Raw genomic sequence first — 13,114 nt, 5'->3', positions numbered from 1 at the left:
AGGTGGTTCCGGGCTCGCGGCCGCGCACGCGCATGTCCTCGCTGAAGGAATAGAGCCGCGACAGGCTCTGGGCGATGCGCTGCGGCGGTTCCGAGACATAGGTGCCGCTGCCGCGCCGCCGCGTGACGAGCCCGTCGGCGACGAGTTCATCCAGCGCCTTGCGCACGGTGACGCGGGAGAGCCCCAGCTGCTCGGCAAGCTCGCGCTCCGACGGCAGCGGCATGCCGGGATTGGCCTGGCCGTTGCGGATGGCGTCGGCGATCCAGCTTTTCAGCTGTCGATAGGCGGGGGTCGACGGGTTCAGCCTGAACCCTTCAAACGTCAGCATGCCGGCTTACTCATCCCATTAATACCAAAGTGATACCACTTCGACACCAATCTCGCCTAGGTGCCAAAGGTTGTGTTGTGTCGGCACAGTTGTAGGGGGCGGGCATCGGGGCGGGTGAGCGCCTGCGCCGGGGCGTGTCATTTAGCAGTCGTCTCCCGCTGCCATTGACTCCGACACAACCTCTGTCAGCATCCACTGATATTGCCATGGGGGATGCAGTGGGCAATGTGAGAGCTGGGGCATTAGTCATCGCTGTACTGGGACTGATTGGACCGGCCAGTTCGGCGGAATGGTGGCACGATTCCTTCATTTGGGAAGACAGCGTTCAGGCCTGCGGCGACAATGATTCAATCGCCACCTACTCAGACAAGACCGTTGAACTCTGGGAGGACGGCTGTACGATTTCCAAAAAGACGCCCATTAGCGGACTGGATGCCGTCATCCTCGACCTCCATTGCCAAGGTCCCGAGGGAGATCCTCCGTGGAAAATCCGCAAGATGCTTTTTAAGTTGCCGAACGACAAGGCAGCCGAATTTCCACCTTTTCAGATGCTGAAGCGCTGCAGCTCTCTTAAAGATGCACCACCAAAGGCGACGCAATGCGACTTCAATTCCCAGATATTTCAGGCGACGGACGATCAGAAACCTGGAACATATCAGGAGCTGCAATTCCTGGAAGGCATTGAGAACGGTGCTGTGACCTTAACCGAGTTCGCCGAAGGCAAGCCCCGTTGGGTCTCGCGAGGCGAGCACACATGTTCTAACGGCGCGTCGATCTGCCGGGTATCATTCTCGCTGATGAGCGGCAGGCATGTCATACTCCCTTACGAAATCGTGGACAGCAGCGTGCTTGTAATCCCGTCTCTACGGCAAGATGTTTACCAGAGCGAGCGCGGTGCGGTCATGCAGGGGAAGAATTACGGCGGTCTCGTCGCCGACTTGCTCGGAGGTTTCGCTCCAAAAGAGGATGAACTTATCCTCCCCTATAACGTCTACCGATATTCAGAGTGCCGACCGCAACCTCAATAGCTCTGGTCTCGTCGCCGTCGCAGCGCATTTCAGTTCATTCACCCGGGATGGGCGCCAATGCGGGCGCATCCAGCCCCTGGAACGGATCGCGCCAGGCCTCGATCGCTTCGAGCTGACCATACCAGCGGCTGAGAGAAGGATAATCGCCGAGCGGCAGCCGGGCGGCATCGTTGAAAGGCAGGAAGGTGGCCATCCGGAAGTCCGCGTAAGAAACCGTATCCCCCACCAGCCAGCTTCGCCAGGCAAGCTCGGCCTCCAGGATCGCGGCGGAAGTGGCGAAGCGCCTCAGCCCCTCCTCGACCTGTTCCTGGTCGACGGGGCCGAGGCCGTAGCGCTGCTTGGTGCCGCGCTCGAAATGCACGATGTCGCACGCCCGCGCGAAGTTCTCCTTGCCCCAGCTCAGCCACCGGATCATCTCCGGCTCGTCGTCGCCGCTGCGCCAGAAATCCGACCCCGTATCGCGCGACAGCCGGCACGCGATGGCATCGGCTTCCCAGTTGCGGTCGACGACCTTACTTCGAAATCTGGACTCCCCCAACAGCCATGAAACGCGTGGCCGTGTATCCAATCATCGGAAGATAGCTATCCCCATTAAACCCAAGGATGTTGGATTTCAGGCCGAGCCATTGCGAGACAAAGCAGATCGTAGCAGCCAAGGCGCCGGAATCTCTCCAGGCCAGAGTAGAAGGATGCTGATATGCGGCAGCGAGCTTTTCCAAATCCGCAATCAGTCTGAAGGTGCAACCGACGATACGCCCCACAGTCGCCTCAACGCTGGCGTTATTGGCCCCATGGGCCTCTTCGCATGCAGGGAGCAAGGCGAATGCGTGACGTCCCGGCAAATACACCCTAGGTGGGTCGTATGACCCAGTCATATGACAGACGATCTGTATCGCATGCAGTCCACCGCTGGCAGGGGCCATCCGGCTTTCGATCGGCAACCCCGCCCGACCCATTCCGTAGCGCTTCATCGTCCGACAGCCATACCACAACAAGCGCTCTACCTCGGCCCACGAGATGTGCTCGCCGACCGCTGAACGTCGAGATCCCATGACGTCCAGGAATGGTCTGTCCGGTATGCTCTCCGGCACCTTCAGACTTGTCACAATAGCGCCGTCCGGCAGCCATGCTGCCCACTTCCCGGACCTCTTCTTTGGCAAAGGCTCTGGGCCACGTAGTGCTCGGCGAATTGTCACGCATTCCATCCGCTACACGTGTGGAACTGTTATCGGTGACCACAACGAACACCAGGGCATATTCATACGCTCCTCAATGAGGTATCCAGCCCAGTGCCTTCCAGGTGTGGAAATGTTTCGCACATCCGCGACATCGACCACACGCGTAGTCGCCCGTGTGACATGAATGAGCCCAGGCGAGTACCTCCTGGGGAATTCCCGAGGTCTTGACCAGAGTGACAGCATCAAGACCAATCGCTGGTGCCTCAACAGTGATTGAGCCTTCCTGATTAGCCATCAAGCTGGAAATACCTTCGACGAACTCTGCCCGCCCGTCTGCATGCAAATCGTCCGTTGCTAGGGCCCCAATATACAGTTTGCCGATTGAACTGCGGACGGCAGCCATGCCAGCGAGCGTTATCAGAAGCTGATTACGGAACGGCCACCACTCAGAGACCGGGGCTACAGAGGAAGGAGAGGTGCCAGCCATATCACCCGACCCTAGCGAGGAGCAGTCCACATAAATAATCTCATGCCTGATATTCAGAAGCTTCGCGACTTGTGTAGCCGCGTCGATTTCAGCCTTAGCTGGCTTTTGGCCATAGTCGATCGTGATTGCTAAGCTTGGGCGCCGCCACCAAGCAATGCTGACGGAGTCCATGCCCCCCGATAGCAGAAGTGCCGTCCTCATTTGGGTAGCGCCCAGATAGCTTTATATATGGCGGTCACGAAATCAGCAGTCACGATCGCACCACTTCCAATGAACATCTTGAGATCTTCCGGCTTCTCATTTTCTGCGAGAACCACCAACGGAATGCCCTTCTTGATTGCATACCCTGCTTCAAAAACCGTTCCCGGATCCATGCCGTTGAGAATGGCAAGGACCACGCTGCATTTCTCCAGCCCTTCCAGATCGGCTGGTGCAACAACGTGTGCGTCACCAGGGCCGATTTCGTGAACCGGGGAGAAAACGTCGGCGCCAGCGTCTCTAAGCGACAGGCGAGCTTCTTCGATCAGCCAACGCTGACCGAGATCAAAAAATGGTCCAGCCAAGTATATACAACCTCTGCCGGACGTAATTGGTATCGGCGCCGAATTTTTCAGGCCCTCCACGTTGGGCGGCGGAAGTGCTCGGGAATTGCAATACCAAGCTGTAGCCTTTGACGCGAAATCTGCGGCGATCTCGGCGGACATTCCGTGCACTCCCCAGAGCGTAGCAAATGTCGCTGAAAACACGTCACCAGACCCAAGTTTCCAGACAGTCTCCGATGCAAACAAAGGAATTTTCGTCTGGCCACTGCGCGACATGACCAAGGCTCCCTTTGCACCCATTTTCAAGACGACCAGCTCTGCCTGATCATTCTCGAACAACCATCTGGCACCCTGATCAGGGTGACTCGTACCTGTGATGGTCTCCATCTCAAGCCGGTTGAGCACTATGGCGAGCCTAGTCGCCGATGAGCCGTTCTCGCGGAAGGGCCGTGCATCGAAGGCAGACTGCGGATCATAGATTGCGGTCTGCGCCTCGACCACGGCATCGCCCTCAATCATGCCGTACCGAAACACGACATCATTTGAAACGCTGAGGCTCTCTCTCCTGCGCAGAACTGCTGGCGATGGAGTGATCAGCGGTACACCGAGCGTGTGGACATAGTCGAACGTCACAGGCTGGTCGGTGTGAACGAGATCGAGCTCGATATCGTTGAGGAGAGCAGTCACTCCAAAGCGGTCTCGCTGCATCTGCCCGCAAAAAGCGCTGAGCGTTACGCGGCCTTTGGCATATCCCGATGCCACAACCGCCGCTCGCCCCGCCGACCCCAAGACCTCGTCCCAACTCGGCTGCAGGCACCGCTCTCGATACACTCCCCCGACGACCGTGATATCTCGCTTCAAGTCGGAGACACCCTAACCATGTAGATGCCGCCTTGGATCGACGTAATTTTCGCCGTGTAGGTTATACCTTGCTCCACTATGCAGTTGATTACTTGCTGATAGTTGACAAAGGTCAGTGCGCCCGCGAGCTGTCCGTTGCTCATAACTACCAACGCAGATGACGAACCCACGGTGTGCACCACGACCTCAAGGACATCGTCAATCTTAAGAGTTCCTAGTACAGATGCCTTGGGACTATTTATTGGCGCTTCGTAGCTCTGCCTGCACGAGTTAGCACTGATGGTGCCACCGGGCTGCTTTAAATCGTCTCGATCTCCGCGACTACCGCTCATCTCTGCCCCCTCTTCAACGAAGGAAGAAACCTCGATTCTTGTCCCGTCGCAACTGCTTCAAAGATTTCAGGCTGATACTCCGCATGATTTTCCACATTACGGCATCAAGAACGGACGCACGCACACCGATCGCGTGGCTGAAACTAAGATATCGTTCCTCCAAGCCATGGTAATCAACAGCGGGGTTGGCTCTTGCTGGAAAGACCCCGATCTCACAGCAAGCGCGGACGATGTGAACGTCCAGTATAGCAACCTGGTCGCTATCTCGGCGATTGCGAACCACCCAGGAGGCCGTTTTCGGCCCAACTCCTGGCAATGTGCAAAGACTGTCCCGAAGCTCGCGGTCGCCAAGTTGATCTTCCTGGATATTGAGCAATCCAACTAGACATGCGTGCAAGTATCGAGCGCGTTGCTTTGCGAACCGATAGCGGATGGAACGCCCGCGAACCTGCAGCGGCCGCGTCAGAAGCTCTTCCGCAGTGTCCAGAGACAACGCTGGACCAAAGGACCTCAAATGAGCACGAACGCGATCATAAGCGGCTAGCCCCACTTCTGCAGGCGCGCCGTACCCACCCAGCAGGCAGGCCACCACCTCTTCAGCCAAGGTATCGCCTAAGCCAAATTGGGCCGGTCGATCTACAGCCGCCATCCACGATTGTGCCGCCCAAAAAGCCGGAGTCAGTAGATATGCGAAATCGCCCCATATCACGGAGGGCAGAACCTCCTCTCCGGGTGCCGGCAGGCTGAGAAAGACCGGCTGTCCGTCTTTAAGGGCGATGACCTGTTGCATCTTTTCTCTCTGCATAATATTCATAAGACTGAATAGCAATTATTCCTTAAATGGCAAACGCAAACCACACACTCATTGATGAAATCGTCCGCATCATGGCCGATCGAAAGATCACTCAAGCTAAGGTTGCTGAAGCCTGCGGCTGTTCGCAATCATACCTATCCAAGTTATTGAAAAAACATAACAATGTATCGCCTGGGCTTGAGTCACGCCTGACAAGGTGGGTGACAGCCCAGAGGGAGAGTGGCGATGATTTAGACGCCGATTTGGAAAGCCAAATTCGCCGCCTTCTTGCAACCAAGAGGACCACAAAGAGGAATATTATTCATATTCTTCGTGGCTTGGCAGACCTTGCCTGACATTAGGCCGGGCCTTATACGGATTAGCGGATGTAGCGTCGTAGCATCCGGCAAACGCGGAGCGTGAGATGTCCTCATCAAAGCGCGACAGCGCTATCCCAACCCGGCGATCAGCCCTTAAGATGGCGGCTAGGCGCCTGCGAGCGCAGCCTCGAGAGTTGAAGCCATGAAGGCGCGAGCCTCCGATACTCAAGTCGAGTTTTTGCCGGCGTTCCGTAAGGACGCGGTGCTTTCACGCTTGGCCGATGCTTTCAATGTTGCCCAGTTCGTCAGTTTCGCGCCCAGCGCAGAGGGACCAGTTCAGCAGTTTGCACGTATCGCCGGCATTCCCACAGACCATCGCTTCAATAACGCCACTGAAGCGATCGAGGTTCTTTTTTCGCGCAGCGTCGAGGGTACGCTGAACGTTCGTAGCTTCAATAGAGACCAACCCCAAAGCGCGGAGTTCCTATACGGACTCGGGTCACCAGCAGACGTTATCGCAGCAGTCACTCGGCTGTCATCGCAAGGCTGGCACACCATCGTCAACGAGACGGTCGACGTCTCGGACGGAGGAGTGTCCGGCGTTGTACTCGATAACGTTGTTGAATTCGGCCCGGACGTGACACCGCGTGGCGTTGAAAAAGCGGGCTTCGCAACATTGCCTACAGCATGGGCAAGGGCGCTGTTCGACATCGTCTACGGTTTTAGTCCCGACTTCGACGCGGCGAGCCGCGCTCGCCTGGAATTCAGCTTACACCCACGGCCGCGGGGTTACCGGCAATCTCATGTAATTTATTGGGAATTCGGCCGGCATGAGAAGCTACATACCGCTGAGATCGAGCCAAGATGGCCTAATAGCTTCTCTCGCATGCTCGGGGACAAAGCTTACGGGCTCCTTATTGGCCATTTAGCCGGGGCGCCCGTGCCTCGAACCACGGTAATCTCACGGCGCGTCGCTCCATTCTCTTTTGGCAGAGCAACCGGGACTGCGGAGTTCTGGACACGCACATGTCCGAAGGAGCAGGTACCAGGTCGCTTCACTACCGCCCGTGGTTGGATAGATCCATTCCGCCTATTAGCAGGCGAAGATCCTGACCACCGCTCAATCGCCTCGGTTATTTCTCAGGAGGGTGTCGCGGCAGTTTGGTCTGGCGCCGCAATATTGGACGCAGCAAGCGCGCTTCACGTTGAAGGTGTCCCGGGAACAGGAGACAACTTCATGTTAGGGAAGGCCGCTCCAGCGGCACTTCCTACTGACGTACGCCAAGCTGTGGAAACTCTCTATCAACAACTTTCGAGTCAACTAGGTCCAGTTAGGTTTGAATGGGTATTCGACGGTTCGATCGCGTGGCTTGTGCAACTGCACAAGGGGCGTAGCGTTTCCTCGGGCTCGACAATTGTTCCAGGTGACGCTGCGGTATGGCAAAGTTTCGATGTTCGTTTAGGACTCGACGCGCTACGTAAGGCGCTAGAAGTGATTCCGTTTGGTCATGGTCTTCTGCTGGAGGGAGAAGTTGGCCTCACAAGTCATATTGCCGACGTAGTTCGGAAGGCGGCTGTGCCGACCCGGATCGAGATCAACGCAGCGGTCGATTGAGATTGACTTTGGTGAAAAGCGGAACATAATGAGAACATGCCAAGTTCTCACAGTATTAACAACCTGCGGAGCGAAGGAAAGTAAGATGGTTTTGACCTCTCTTGAAAACACCCGTAAGAGGGCTGAGTCGCAGCTTGGAATCCTAGAAAAGGCTCTGCGTCTACGCGCGGAGCGGCTCATGCGGGGAGAGAGCGGTTATAATGCAGAAGCCGAGGAAGCCCTCAACAACGCCGAACGAAAAGAACAAGCCGCGTAAGCCTTTATATAACAAGGCTGAGGACGAAAGGCGTGAGGTCGATGGAAACGACACTCACGCCAAAGACTGGCGTAATAACTATACCCGGGATTACGGTCGCATAATACACAGCGCGAGTTTCCGGCGCCAACAGGGAAAAACGCAGGTTTTTCCGAGTCGAGAATCCGATTTTTTCCGAAATCGACTGACTCATTCACTCGAAGTCGCGCAGATCGCCCAAGGCATCGCAGAGCAGATCAACTACAATTGCAAAGAAGAATTGGGCGGCGAGATCGATGCCCGCCTGTGTGCGACTGCAGGCCTAGTTCACGATATCGGGCATCCTCCATTCGGGCATAATGGCGAGCGGGCACTGGACGACGCGATGCGCAAATTCGGAGGTTTCGAGGGCAATGCTCAAACCTTCAGAATTCTGACCCGGTTGGAGAAGAAGGAGCGATACGACAAGCCCAAAACCGGTGATATTCGGGCAGGACTCAACTTGTGCCACCGAACGCTGGCGGCAGTCCTAAAGTACGACAGGAAAATCCCCGCCATTCGGGCCGACGGCGACAAGATAGCCAAGGGATATTACGCTTCGGAGAAGGAAATCGTCGACAGCGTCAAAAAGTCGGTGATCGGGGATTACAAGATACCAAAGCCTGGGAAATTCAAGACGATCGAATGCTCAATAATGGATCTGGCAGACGATATTGCATACTCAGTGTATGATCTCGAAGATTGCCTGAAGGTCGGCTTCCTGACCGCAGCGGAGATCATAGCGTCAGAAGAGCCGCTTTTGGAAAAGGTGGCCGAGCGAGTATCTGATCAGATGGAGTTGGAGAAACCCATAGGGGCAGCTACAGTCTTAGCGATTCTGGTTGACATATTTGCGAGCGTCTTCAAGCCGAAGAGGCCGGCTGGTGAACAATCCCAGACGGAAGAGCATGCCGACGCCACGCAGGGTCTAACGGAAGAAGGTCCATCGCTTGGCGGCGATGAAGAAACCAAAAGCCAAGATGTGTCGGCATTCATTCTCGCTTACCGGGCGTCACGCTTGAACAGCGAAGATGGCTACGATCGGACTGCTTTTTCCTCAGAGCTAGTCCATCGTTTCATTTCGGCGGTTAAGTTGGACTACAACGCGGAATGTCCTCCACTGAGCGCGGTGTACCTGCCCCACGATGAGCGGATGCAGCAGGAGGTACTGAAACAGTACACGTATGAGGCTGCAATATATGCACCGAGGGTGAAGATCGGCGAGTATCGGGGATACGATCTTGTTCGAGACATCTTCGATGCATTGATGAGCGATCGTGGCGGACTGCTTATGCCTGCTGACGTCCGCGAACGGGTTCGTGTGGCACCGAATGTCGCGGTAAAGGCACGCGATGTCTGTGATTTCGTAGCGGGCATGACTGACAGATACGCGATGGAATTCTGGGCACGCCTCAAATCAGATTCCGCGGAAAGTATGTTCAAGCCTATTTAATGGATCGCCCAATTATGGTGACGGCAGACGTCGAAATGGGGGGCTCAGTTGGGCAGCAGCGTTTGTCACCTTCATGCTCCCCATGCCTGCCCGAATTGTCTGATAGCCAAATGCAGGTAGCGACACACACTGTCCGAGACTTTGAAGGCAGCCGAGTTCGGGCCATAGCTGGCCTGCAAACTCAGGCAGAACCGCCCAATCTTAAGTGGATGCGAGATTTCAAAGCGGCTACCCCGGCCTCAGCATCGCCCCCGAGATCGCAAACACCCGCTCCGCGCCCAGCATGTACGCCATCAGCGTTTCCCGCCTGAACAGCCCGCTATAGGCCCGGTCGAGCACATTCAGCGAGCCGGTGTAGGCGCCGAAGGCGGGCATGATGAGGCGAGTGCCGTCGCCGGCGAAGCAGCGGCGGCGGACGGAGCGGCCGCGCTGGACGATGCGGGCGCAGGGGTGAAGGTGGCCGGCGATCTCGCCGTCGATGCGCTGCCTTGACGGCTCGTGGCGGAACAGCACGGTGCCGACGGCGAGTTCCAGCACGGTTTCGCCGGGCAGGTCTGCCGGGGCTTCGGGATCATGGTTGCCAGCGATCCAGAACCAGTCGCGCCCGGCCATCAGCCCTTCCAGCCGCTGGCGGAAATCGGGATGCAGGCGCTCGGCGCCCTTGCCGTCATGGAAGGAGTCGCCGAGGCTGACGACGATCTTCGGCTGGTAGTCGGCGATCACCGCTTCCAGGCGGGCCAGCGTGGCGACGGTGTCGTAAGGCGGGATCAGCGCGCCGCGGCGGGCGAAGGACGAGCCTTTTTCGAGATGCAGGTCGGAGACGGCGAGCAGGGAAAGGTCGGGGAAGAACAGCGTGCCGCGCGGGTCGCACAGCGCGCGCTCGCCGGCGACGGTCACCGCCTCGCCGCCGATGGCTGTCACTGCGCGGGTGGCGGAGAAATTCATTGGGGTCCCATTGCCTCTTCGACCAGATCGGCCGCTTCCATCAGCAGCGATTCATTGGCGCCGCCATTCACCGATTCCTTGCCGATCTCCAGCATCACCGGCACGGCCAGCGGCGAGATGCGGTCCAGCACCTTATGCACGATTCGGCCGCGCACACGCGAGAGCAGCAGGCCAAGCCTGCTGACATCGAGCAGGCCGGTGGCGGCATCGGCGCGGGTGGCCTGCAACAGGATGTGGTCGGGCTCGTGGCTGCGCAGCACGTCGTAGATCAGGTCGGCCGAGACGGTGACCTGGCGGCCGGTCTTTTCCTGGCCGGGGTAACGCTTTTCGATGAGGCCGGCGATGACGGCGCAGTTGCGGAAGGTGCGCTTCAGCATCCAGCTGTCGTTCAGCCAGGCGTCGAGATCGTCGCCCAGCATGTCCTCGTCGAAGAGTTCGGCGAGCGAAGGCGTCTTCGCCTTGAACAGCGCGCCCATGTCGTCCAGCGCCCACACGGCCAGCGAATAGTCGGTGGCGACGAAGCCGAGCGGGCGGGCATTGGCGCGTTCCAGCCGGCGGGTGAGCAGCATGCCCAGCGTCTGGTGCGCGAGGCGGCCTTCGAAGGGATAGCACACCATGTAGTGGCGGTTGCCCTTCGGAAAGGTCTCGACCAGCATGTCGCCCTTCTTCGGCAACACCGAACGCAGCTTCTGCATGGCCAGCCATTCGGCGACCTGCTCGGGCAGGTTCTGCCATCGTTTGGGGTCGGCCAGCATGGCGCGCACCTGCTCGGCCAGATAGGTGGAGAGCGGGAACTTGCCGCCGGCATAGCTCGGCACGATGAGGTCGGCGCCGGTGCCGTTGGAAACGATGCATTCGTTCTCGCGGATGCCTTCGAAGCGCAATATCTTGCCGGCAAACAGAAAATTGTCGCCGGGCCGCAAGGTCTCGGCGAAATACTCCTCGACCTTGCCCAGCACCGGGCCGCCGCGCCCGGCCATGCCGCGGCCCTGGCGCACATAGCGCACATTGAGCTCCGGCATCTCGACGATGGTGCCGATGTTGAGCCGATATTGCTGGGCGACGCGCGGATGGGTGACGCGCCACAGCCCTTCTTTGGTCTGGCGGATGCGAGCGTAGCGCTCATAGCTCTTCAGCGCGTAGCCGCCGGTGGCGACGAAATCGACGACCCGGTCGAAGGTGTCGCGGGGAAGTTCGGCATAGGGGGCGGCGGTGCGGATCTCGGCATAGAGCTGGTTGGCGTCGAAGGGGGCGGCGCAGGCCGAGCCCAGCACATGCTGCGCCAGCACGTCCAGCGTGCCGGAAAGCAGCGGCGGCGTGTCCTGCGCGCCGAGATAGTTGGCGTCGAGGGCGGCGCGGCATTCCAGCACCTCGAAGCGGTTGGCCGGGATGAGGATCGCCTTGGAGGGCTCGTCCATGCGGTGGTTGGCGCGGCCGATGCGCTGGGCAAGGCGGCTCGCCCCCTTCGGCGCGCCGACATGCACGACGAGGTCGACATCGCCCCAGTCGATGCCGAGGTCGAGCGTGGAGGTGGCAACGATGGCGCGCAGCGCATTGTCGGCCATGGCCTTTTCGACGCGGCGGCGCTGGCCGACTTCGAGCGAGCCGTGATGCAGCGCGATCGGCAGCGCATCCTCATTGGCCCGCCACAGCTCCTGGAACAGCATCTCGGCCTGGCTGCGCGTGTTGACGAACAGCAGCGTCATCCTGTGCTGGCGGATCGCCTCGTAGACCTCGGGAATGGCATAGCGCGCCGAATGGCCCGACCAGGGCACGCGCTCGCGGGATTCGAGGATCGAGATGTCCGGCTTGGCGCCGCCGGCGACGGTGATGAGGCCGGCCATGGGGGGATGGATCGCCGCCTTGCCCTCCCCCTTGAGGGGGTCCGCAGGACGGGCGAGACGCGTGGCTCGCCCCGGCAAGTCGGCGCGAAGCGCCGGGGTGGGGGTCGGAATCGTCGGCGCTACAATACCCCCACCCCGTCTCTCGCCCTTCGCTTCGCTCAAGGCGCTCGCCGACCCTCCCCGCAAGGGGGAGGGTAAGGGCCCCTGCGGCACCAGCCAGCGGCGCAGGTCGTCGGGTTCGGCAACGGTGGCGGAAAGGCCTATTGCCGTGAGGTCCGGCACGAAGGAACGCAGGCGCGCCAGCCCCAGCGCCAGCAGGTGGCCGCGCTTGGAGGTGACCAGCGAATGCAGCTCGTCCAGCACGATGTAGCGCAGGTCCTCGAAGAAACGGTCGGCGCCGTTGGAGCCGATCAGCAGCGCCAACTGTTCGGGCGTGGTGAGCAATATGTCGGGCGGCGCCAGCTTCTGGCGCTGGCGCTTGTGGGCGGGCGTGTCGCCTGTGCGGGTCTCGATGGATATGGGCAGGCCGATCTCCTCCACCGGCTTGCCGAGATTGCGCTCGATGTCGACGGCCAGCGCCTTCAAGGGCGAGATGTAGAGCGTGTGCACGCCGCGATGCCGCTCGCCCGGCCGGCGCTTCGGGCGGCCGGCGAGTTCCGTCAGCGACGGCAGGAAGCCGGCCAGCGTCTTGCCGGCGCCGGTCGGCGCGATCAATAGCATGGAGCGGCCGGCACGCGCCTGGCCGAGCAGCTCCAGCTGATGCGCGCGCGGCGCCCAGCCCTTGGCCGCGAACCACCGGGTGAAGGGTTCGGGCAGCAGGTCTTCGGCAGTCAGGCGCGGTTTGACGGTCACCGGAGAGACCTAGCGCGGGTGCGGGCGGGAGCCAAGCGGAATTTGGAACAAAAGGGGATCGTGATGATGGGGGCGGCGCCCCTCCTGTTTCGCCGCAGGCGAATTGAAAGGTCAGTGGAGGCCGAGGGCCGTGTGTCGCGGAGGCGCCAGCGCCTCTATCTCCCCCCTTGCGGGGGAGAAAGGATTTTCATGTCCGAACCGGATAGATAGGTGACAGAGTAGACCGATTAGATGGGTGACAGTTTTCTCGTAGGCCGGGAGG

Annotated in this window: 12 protein-coding genes; 4 read left to right on the top strand and 8 right to left on the bottom strand. The window is 59.4% G+C overall.

The window, feature by feature from the left end; all coding sequences use genetic code 11:
* Positions 1 to 328: GntR family transcriptional regulator (locus L4923_RS29620; protein ID WP_343304466.1), on the bottom strand; the 328-nt coding region annotated here is incomplete at its 3' end.
* A 206-nt stretch (positions 329 to 534) separates the two neighbouring features.
* Here L4923_RS29620 and L4923_RS29615 point away from each other — a divergent pair.
* Positions 535 to 1,356, top strand: coding sequence for a hypothetical protein (locus L4923_RS29615; RefSeq protein WP_239370695.1), 822 nt, complete (start codon positions 535 to 537; stop codon positions 1,354 to 1,356).
* 34 nt (positions 1,357 to 1,390) lie between these two features.
* On the opposite strand, the gene L4923_RS29610 is transcribed toward L4923_RS29615, so the two are convergent.
* The 5 genes from L4923_RS29610 to L4923_RS29590 all read right to left on the bottom strand — a co-directional run bounded on the left by L4923_RS29610 (position 1,391) and on the right by L4923_RS29590 (position 5,546).
* Positions 1,391 to 1,894 carry a glutathione S-transferase family protein gene (locus tag L4923_RS29610; RefSeq protein WP_239370694.1) on the bottom strand — a complete coding sequence of 168 codons (504 nt, stop codon included), beginning with the start codon at positions 1,892 to 1,894 and terminating at the stop codon, positions 1,391 to 1,393.
* Positions 1,869 to 2,327: a hypothetical protein gene (locus tag L4923_RS29605; RefSeq protein WP_239370693.1), complete on the bottom strand. Its 459-nt coding sequence runs from the start codon at positions 2,325 to 2,327 to the stop codon at positions 1,869 to 1,871. The genes L4923_RS29610 and L4923_RS29605 overlap by 26 nt, the downstream gene beginning before the upstream one ends.
* Before the next feature lie 298 nt (positions 2,328 to 2,625).
* Complete coding sequence (locus L4923_RS29600; protein ID WP_275448649.1) at positions 2,626 to 3,222, bottom strand: 7-cyano-7-deazaguanine synthase; 597 nt, start codon at positions 3,220 to 3,222, stop codon at positions 2,626 to 2,628.
* Positions 3,219 to 4,325, bottom strand: coding sequence for a PfkB family carbohydrate kinase (locus tag L4923_RS29595; RefSeq protein ID WP_239370691.1), 1,107 nt, complete (start codon positions 4,323 to 4,325; stop codon positions 3,219 to 3,221). Before L4923_RS29595 ends, L4923_RS29600 begins: the two co-directional genes overlap by 4 nt.
* A gap of 444 nt (positions 4,326 to 4,769) precedes the next feature.
* Positions 4,770 to 5,546 (bottom strand): endonuclease III domain-containing protein, encoded by a 777-nt coding sequence (locus L4923_RS29590; protein ID WP_239370690.1) that lies wholly within the window; start codon positions 5,544 to 5,546, stop codon positions 4,770 to 4,772.
* Between the two features lie 50 nt (positions 5,547 to 5,596).
* On the opposite strand from L4923_RS29590, the gene L4923_RS29585 reads away from it, so the two are divergent.
* The 3 genes from L4923_RS29585 (at position 5,597) to dgt (ending at position 9,211) form a co-directional block, all read left to right on the top strand.
* Positions 5,597 to 5,905: a helix-turn-helix domain-containing protein gene (locus L4923_RS29585; RefSeq protein ID WP_239370689.1), complete on the top strand. Its 309-nt coding sequence runs from the start codon at positions 5,597 to 5,599 to the stop codon at positions 5,903 to 5,905.
* A gap of 166 nt (positions 5,906 to 6,071) precedes the next feature.
* Positions 6,072 to 7,484, top strand: a complete 1,413-nt coding sequence (locus L4923_RS29580) for a hypothetical protein (RefSeq protein ID WP_239370688.1) — start codon at positions 6,072 to 6,074, stop codon at positions 7,482 to 7,484.
* Between the two features lie 200 nt (positions 7,485 to 7,684).
* Positions 7,685 to 9,211 carry a dGTP triphosphohydrolase gene (gene dgt, locus L4923_RS29575; protein WP_239370687.1) on the top strand — a complete coding sequence of 509 codons (1,527 nt, stop codon included), beginning with the start codon at positions 7,685 to 7,687 and terminating at the stop codon, positions 9,209 to 9,211.
* 228 nt (positions 9,212 to 9,439) lie between these two features.
* Here dgt and pdeM read toward each other — a convergent pair whose 3' ends face one another.
* Positions 9,440 to 10,156: a ligase-associated DNA damage response endonuclease PdeM gene (gene pdeM, locus L4923_RS29570; protein ID WP_239370686.1), complete on the bottom strand. Its 717-nt coding sequence runs from the start codon at positions 10,154 to 10,156 to the stop codon at positions 9,440 to 9,442.
* Positions 10,153 to 12,852, bottom strand: a complete 2,700-nt coding sequence (locus L4923_RS29565) for a ligase-associated DNA damage response DEXH box helicase (protein WP_239370685.1) — start codon at positions 12,850 to 12,852, stop codon at positions 10,153 to 10,155. The genes pdeM and L4923_RS29565 overlap by 4 nt, the downstream gene beginning before the upstream one ends.
* Positions 12,853 to 13,114 lie beyond the last annotated feature (262 nt).

It is taken from the genome of Terribium retamae (assembly GCF_022347545.1).
Taxonomy (GTDB): Bacteria; Pseudomonadota; Alphaproteobacteria; order Rhizobiales; family Rhizobiaceae; genus Mesorhizobium; species Mesorhizobium retamae.
This window is presented reverse-complemented; position numbering and strand designations above follow the sequence as displayed.

Excerpts from the sequence above, each read along its gene's own strand:
- L4923_RS29600 (WP_275448649.1), bottom strand. The coding sequence starts at position 3,222 with ATGAGGACGGCACTTCTGCTATCGGGGGGCATGGACTCCGTCAGCATT.
- dgt (WP_239370687.1), top strand. The coding sequence starts at position 7,685 with ATGCAGAAGCCGAGGAAGCCCTCAACAACGCCGAACGAAAAGAACAAG.
- L4923_RS29580 (WP_239370688.1), top strand. The coding sequence starts at position 6,072 with ATGAAGGCGCGAGCCTCCGATACTCAAGTCGAGTTTTTGCCGGCGTTC.
- pdeM (WP_239370686.1), bottom strand. The coding sequence starts at position 10,156 with ATGAATTTCTCCGCCACCCGCGCAGTGACAGCCATCGGCGGCGAGGCG.
- L4923_RS29605 (WP_239370693.1), bottom strand. The coding sequence starts at position 2,327 with ATGAAGCGCTACGGAATGGGTCGGGCGGGGTTGCCGATCGAAAGCCGG.
- L4923_RS29615 (WP_239370695.1), top strand. The coding sequence starts at position 535 with ATGGGGGATGCAGTGGGCAATGTGAGAGCTGGGGCATTAGTCATCGCT.
- L4923_RS29590 (WP_239370690.1), bottom strand. The coding sequence starts at position 5,546 with ATGCAACAGGTCATCGCCCTTAAAGACGGACAGCCGGTCTTTCTCAGC.
- L4923_RS29585 (WP_239370689.1), top strand. The coding sequence starts at position 5,597 with ATGGCAAACGCAAACCACACACTCATTGATGAAATCGTCCGCATCATG.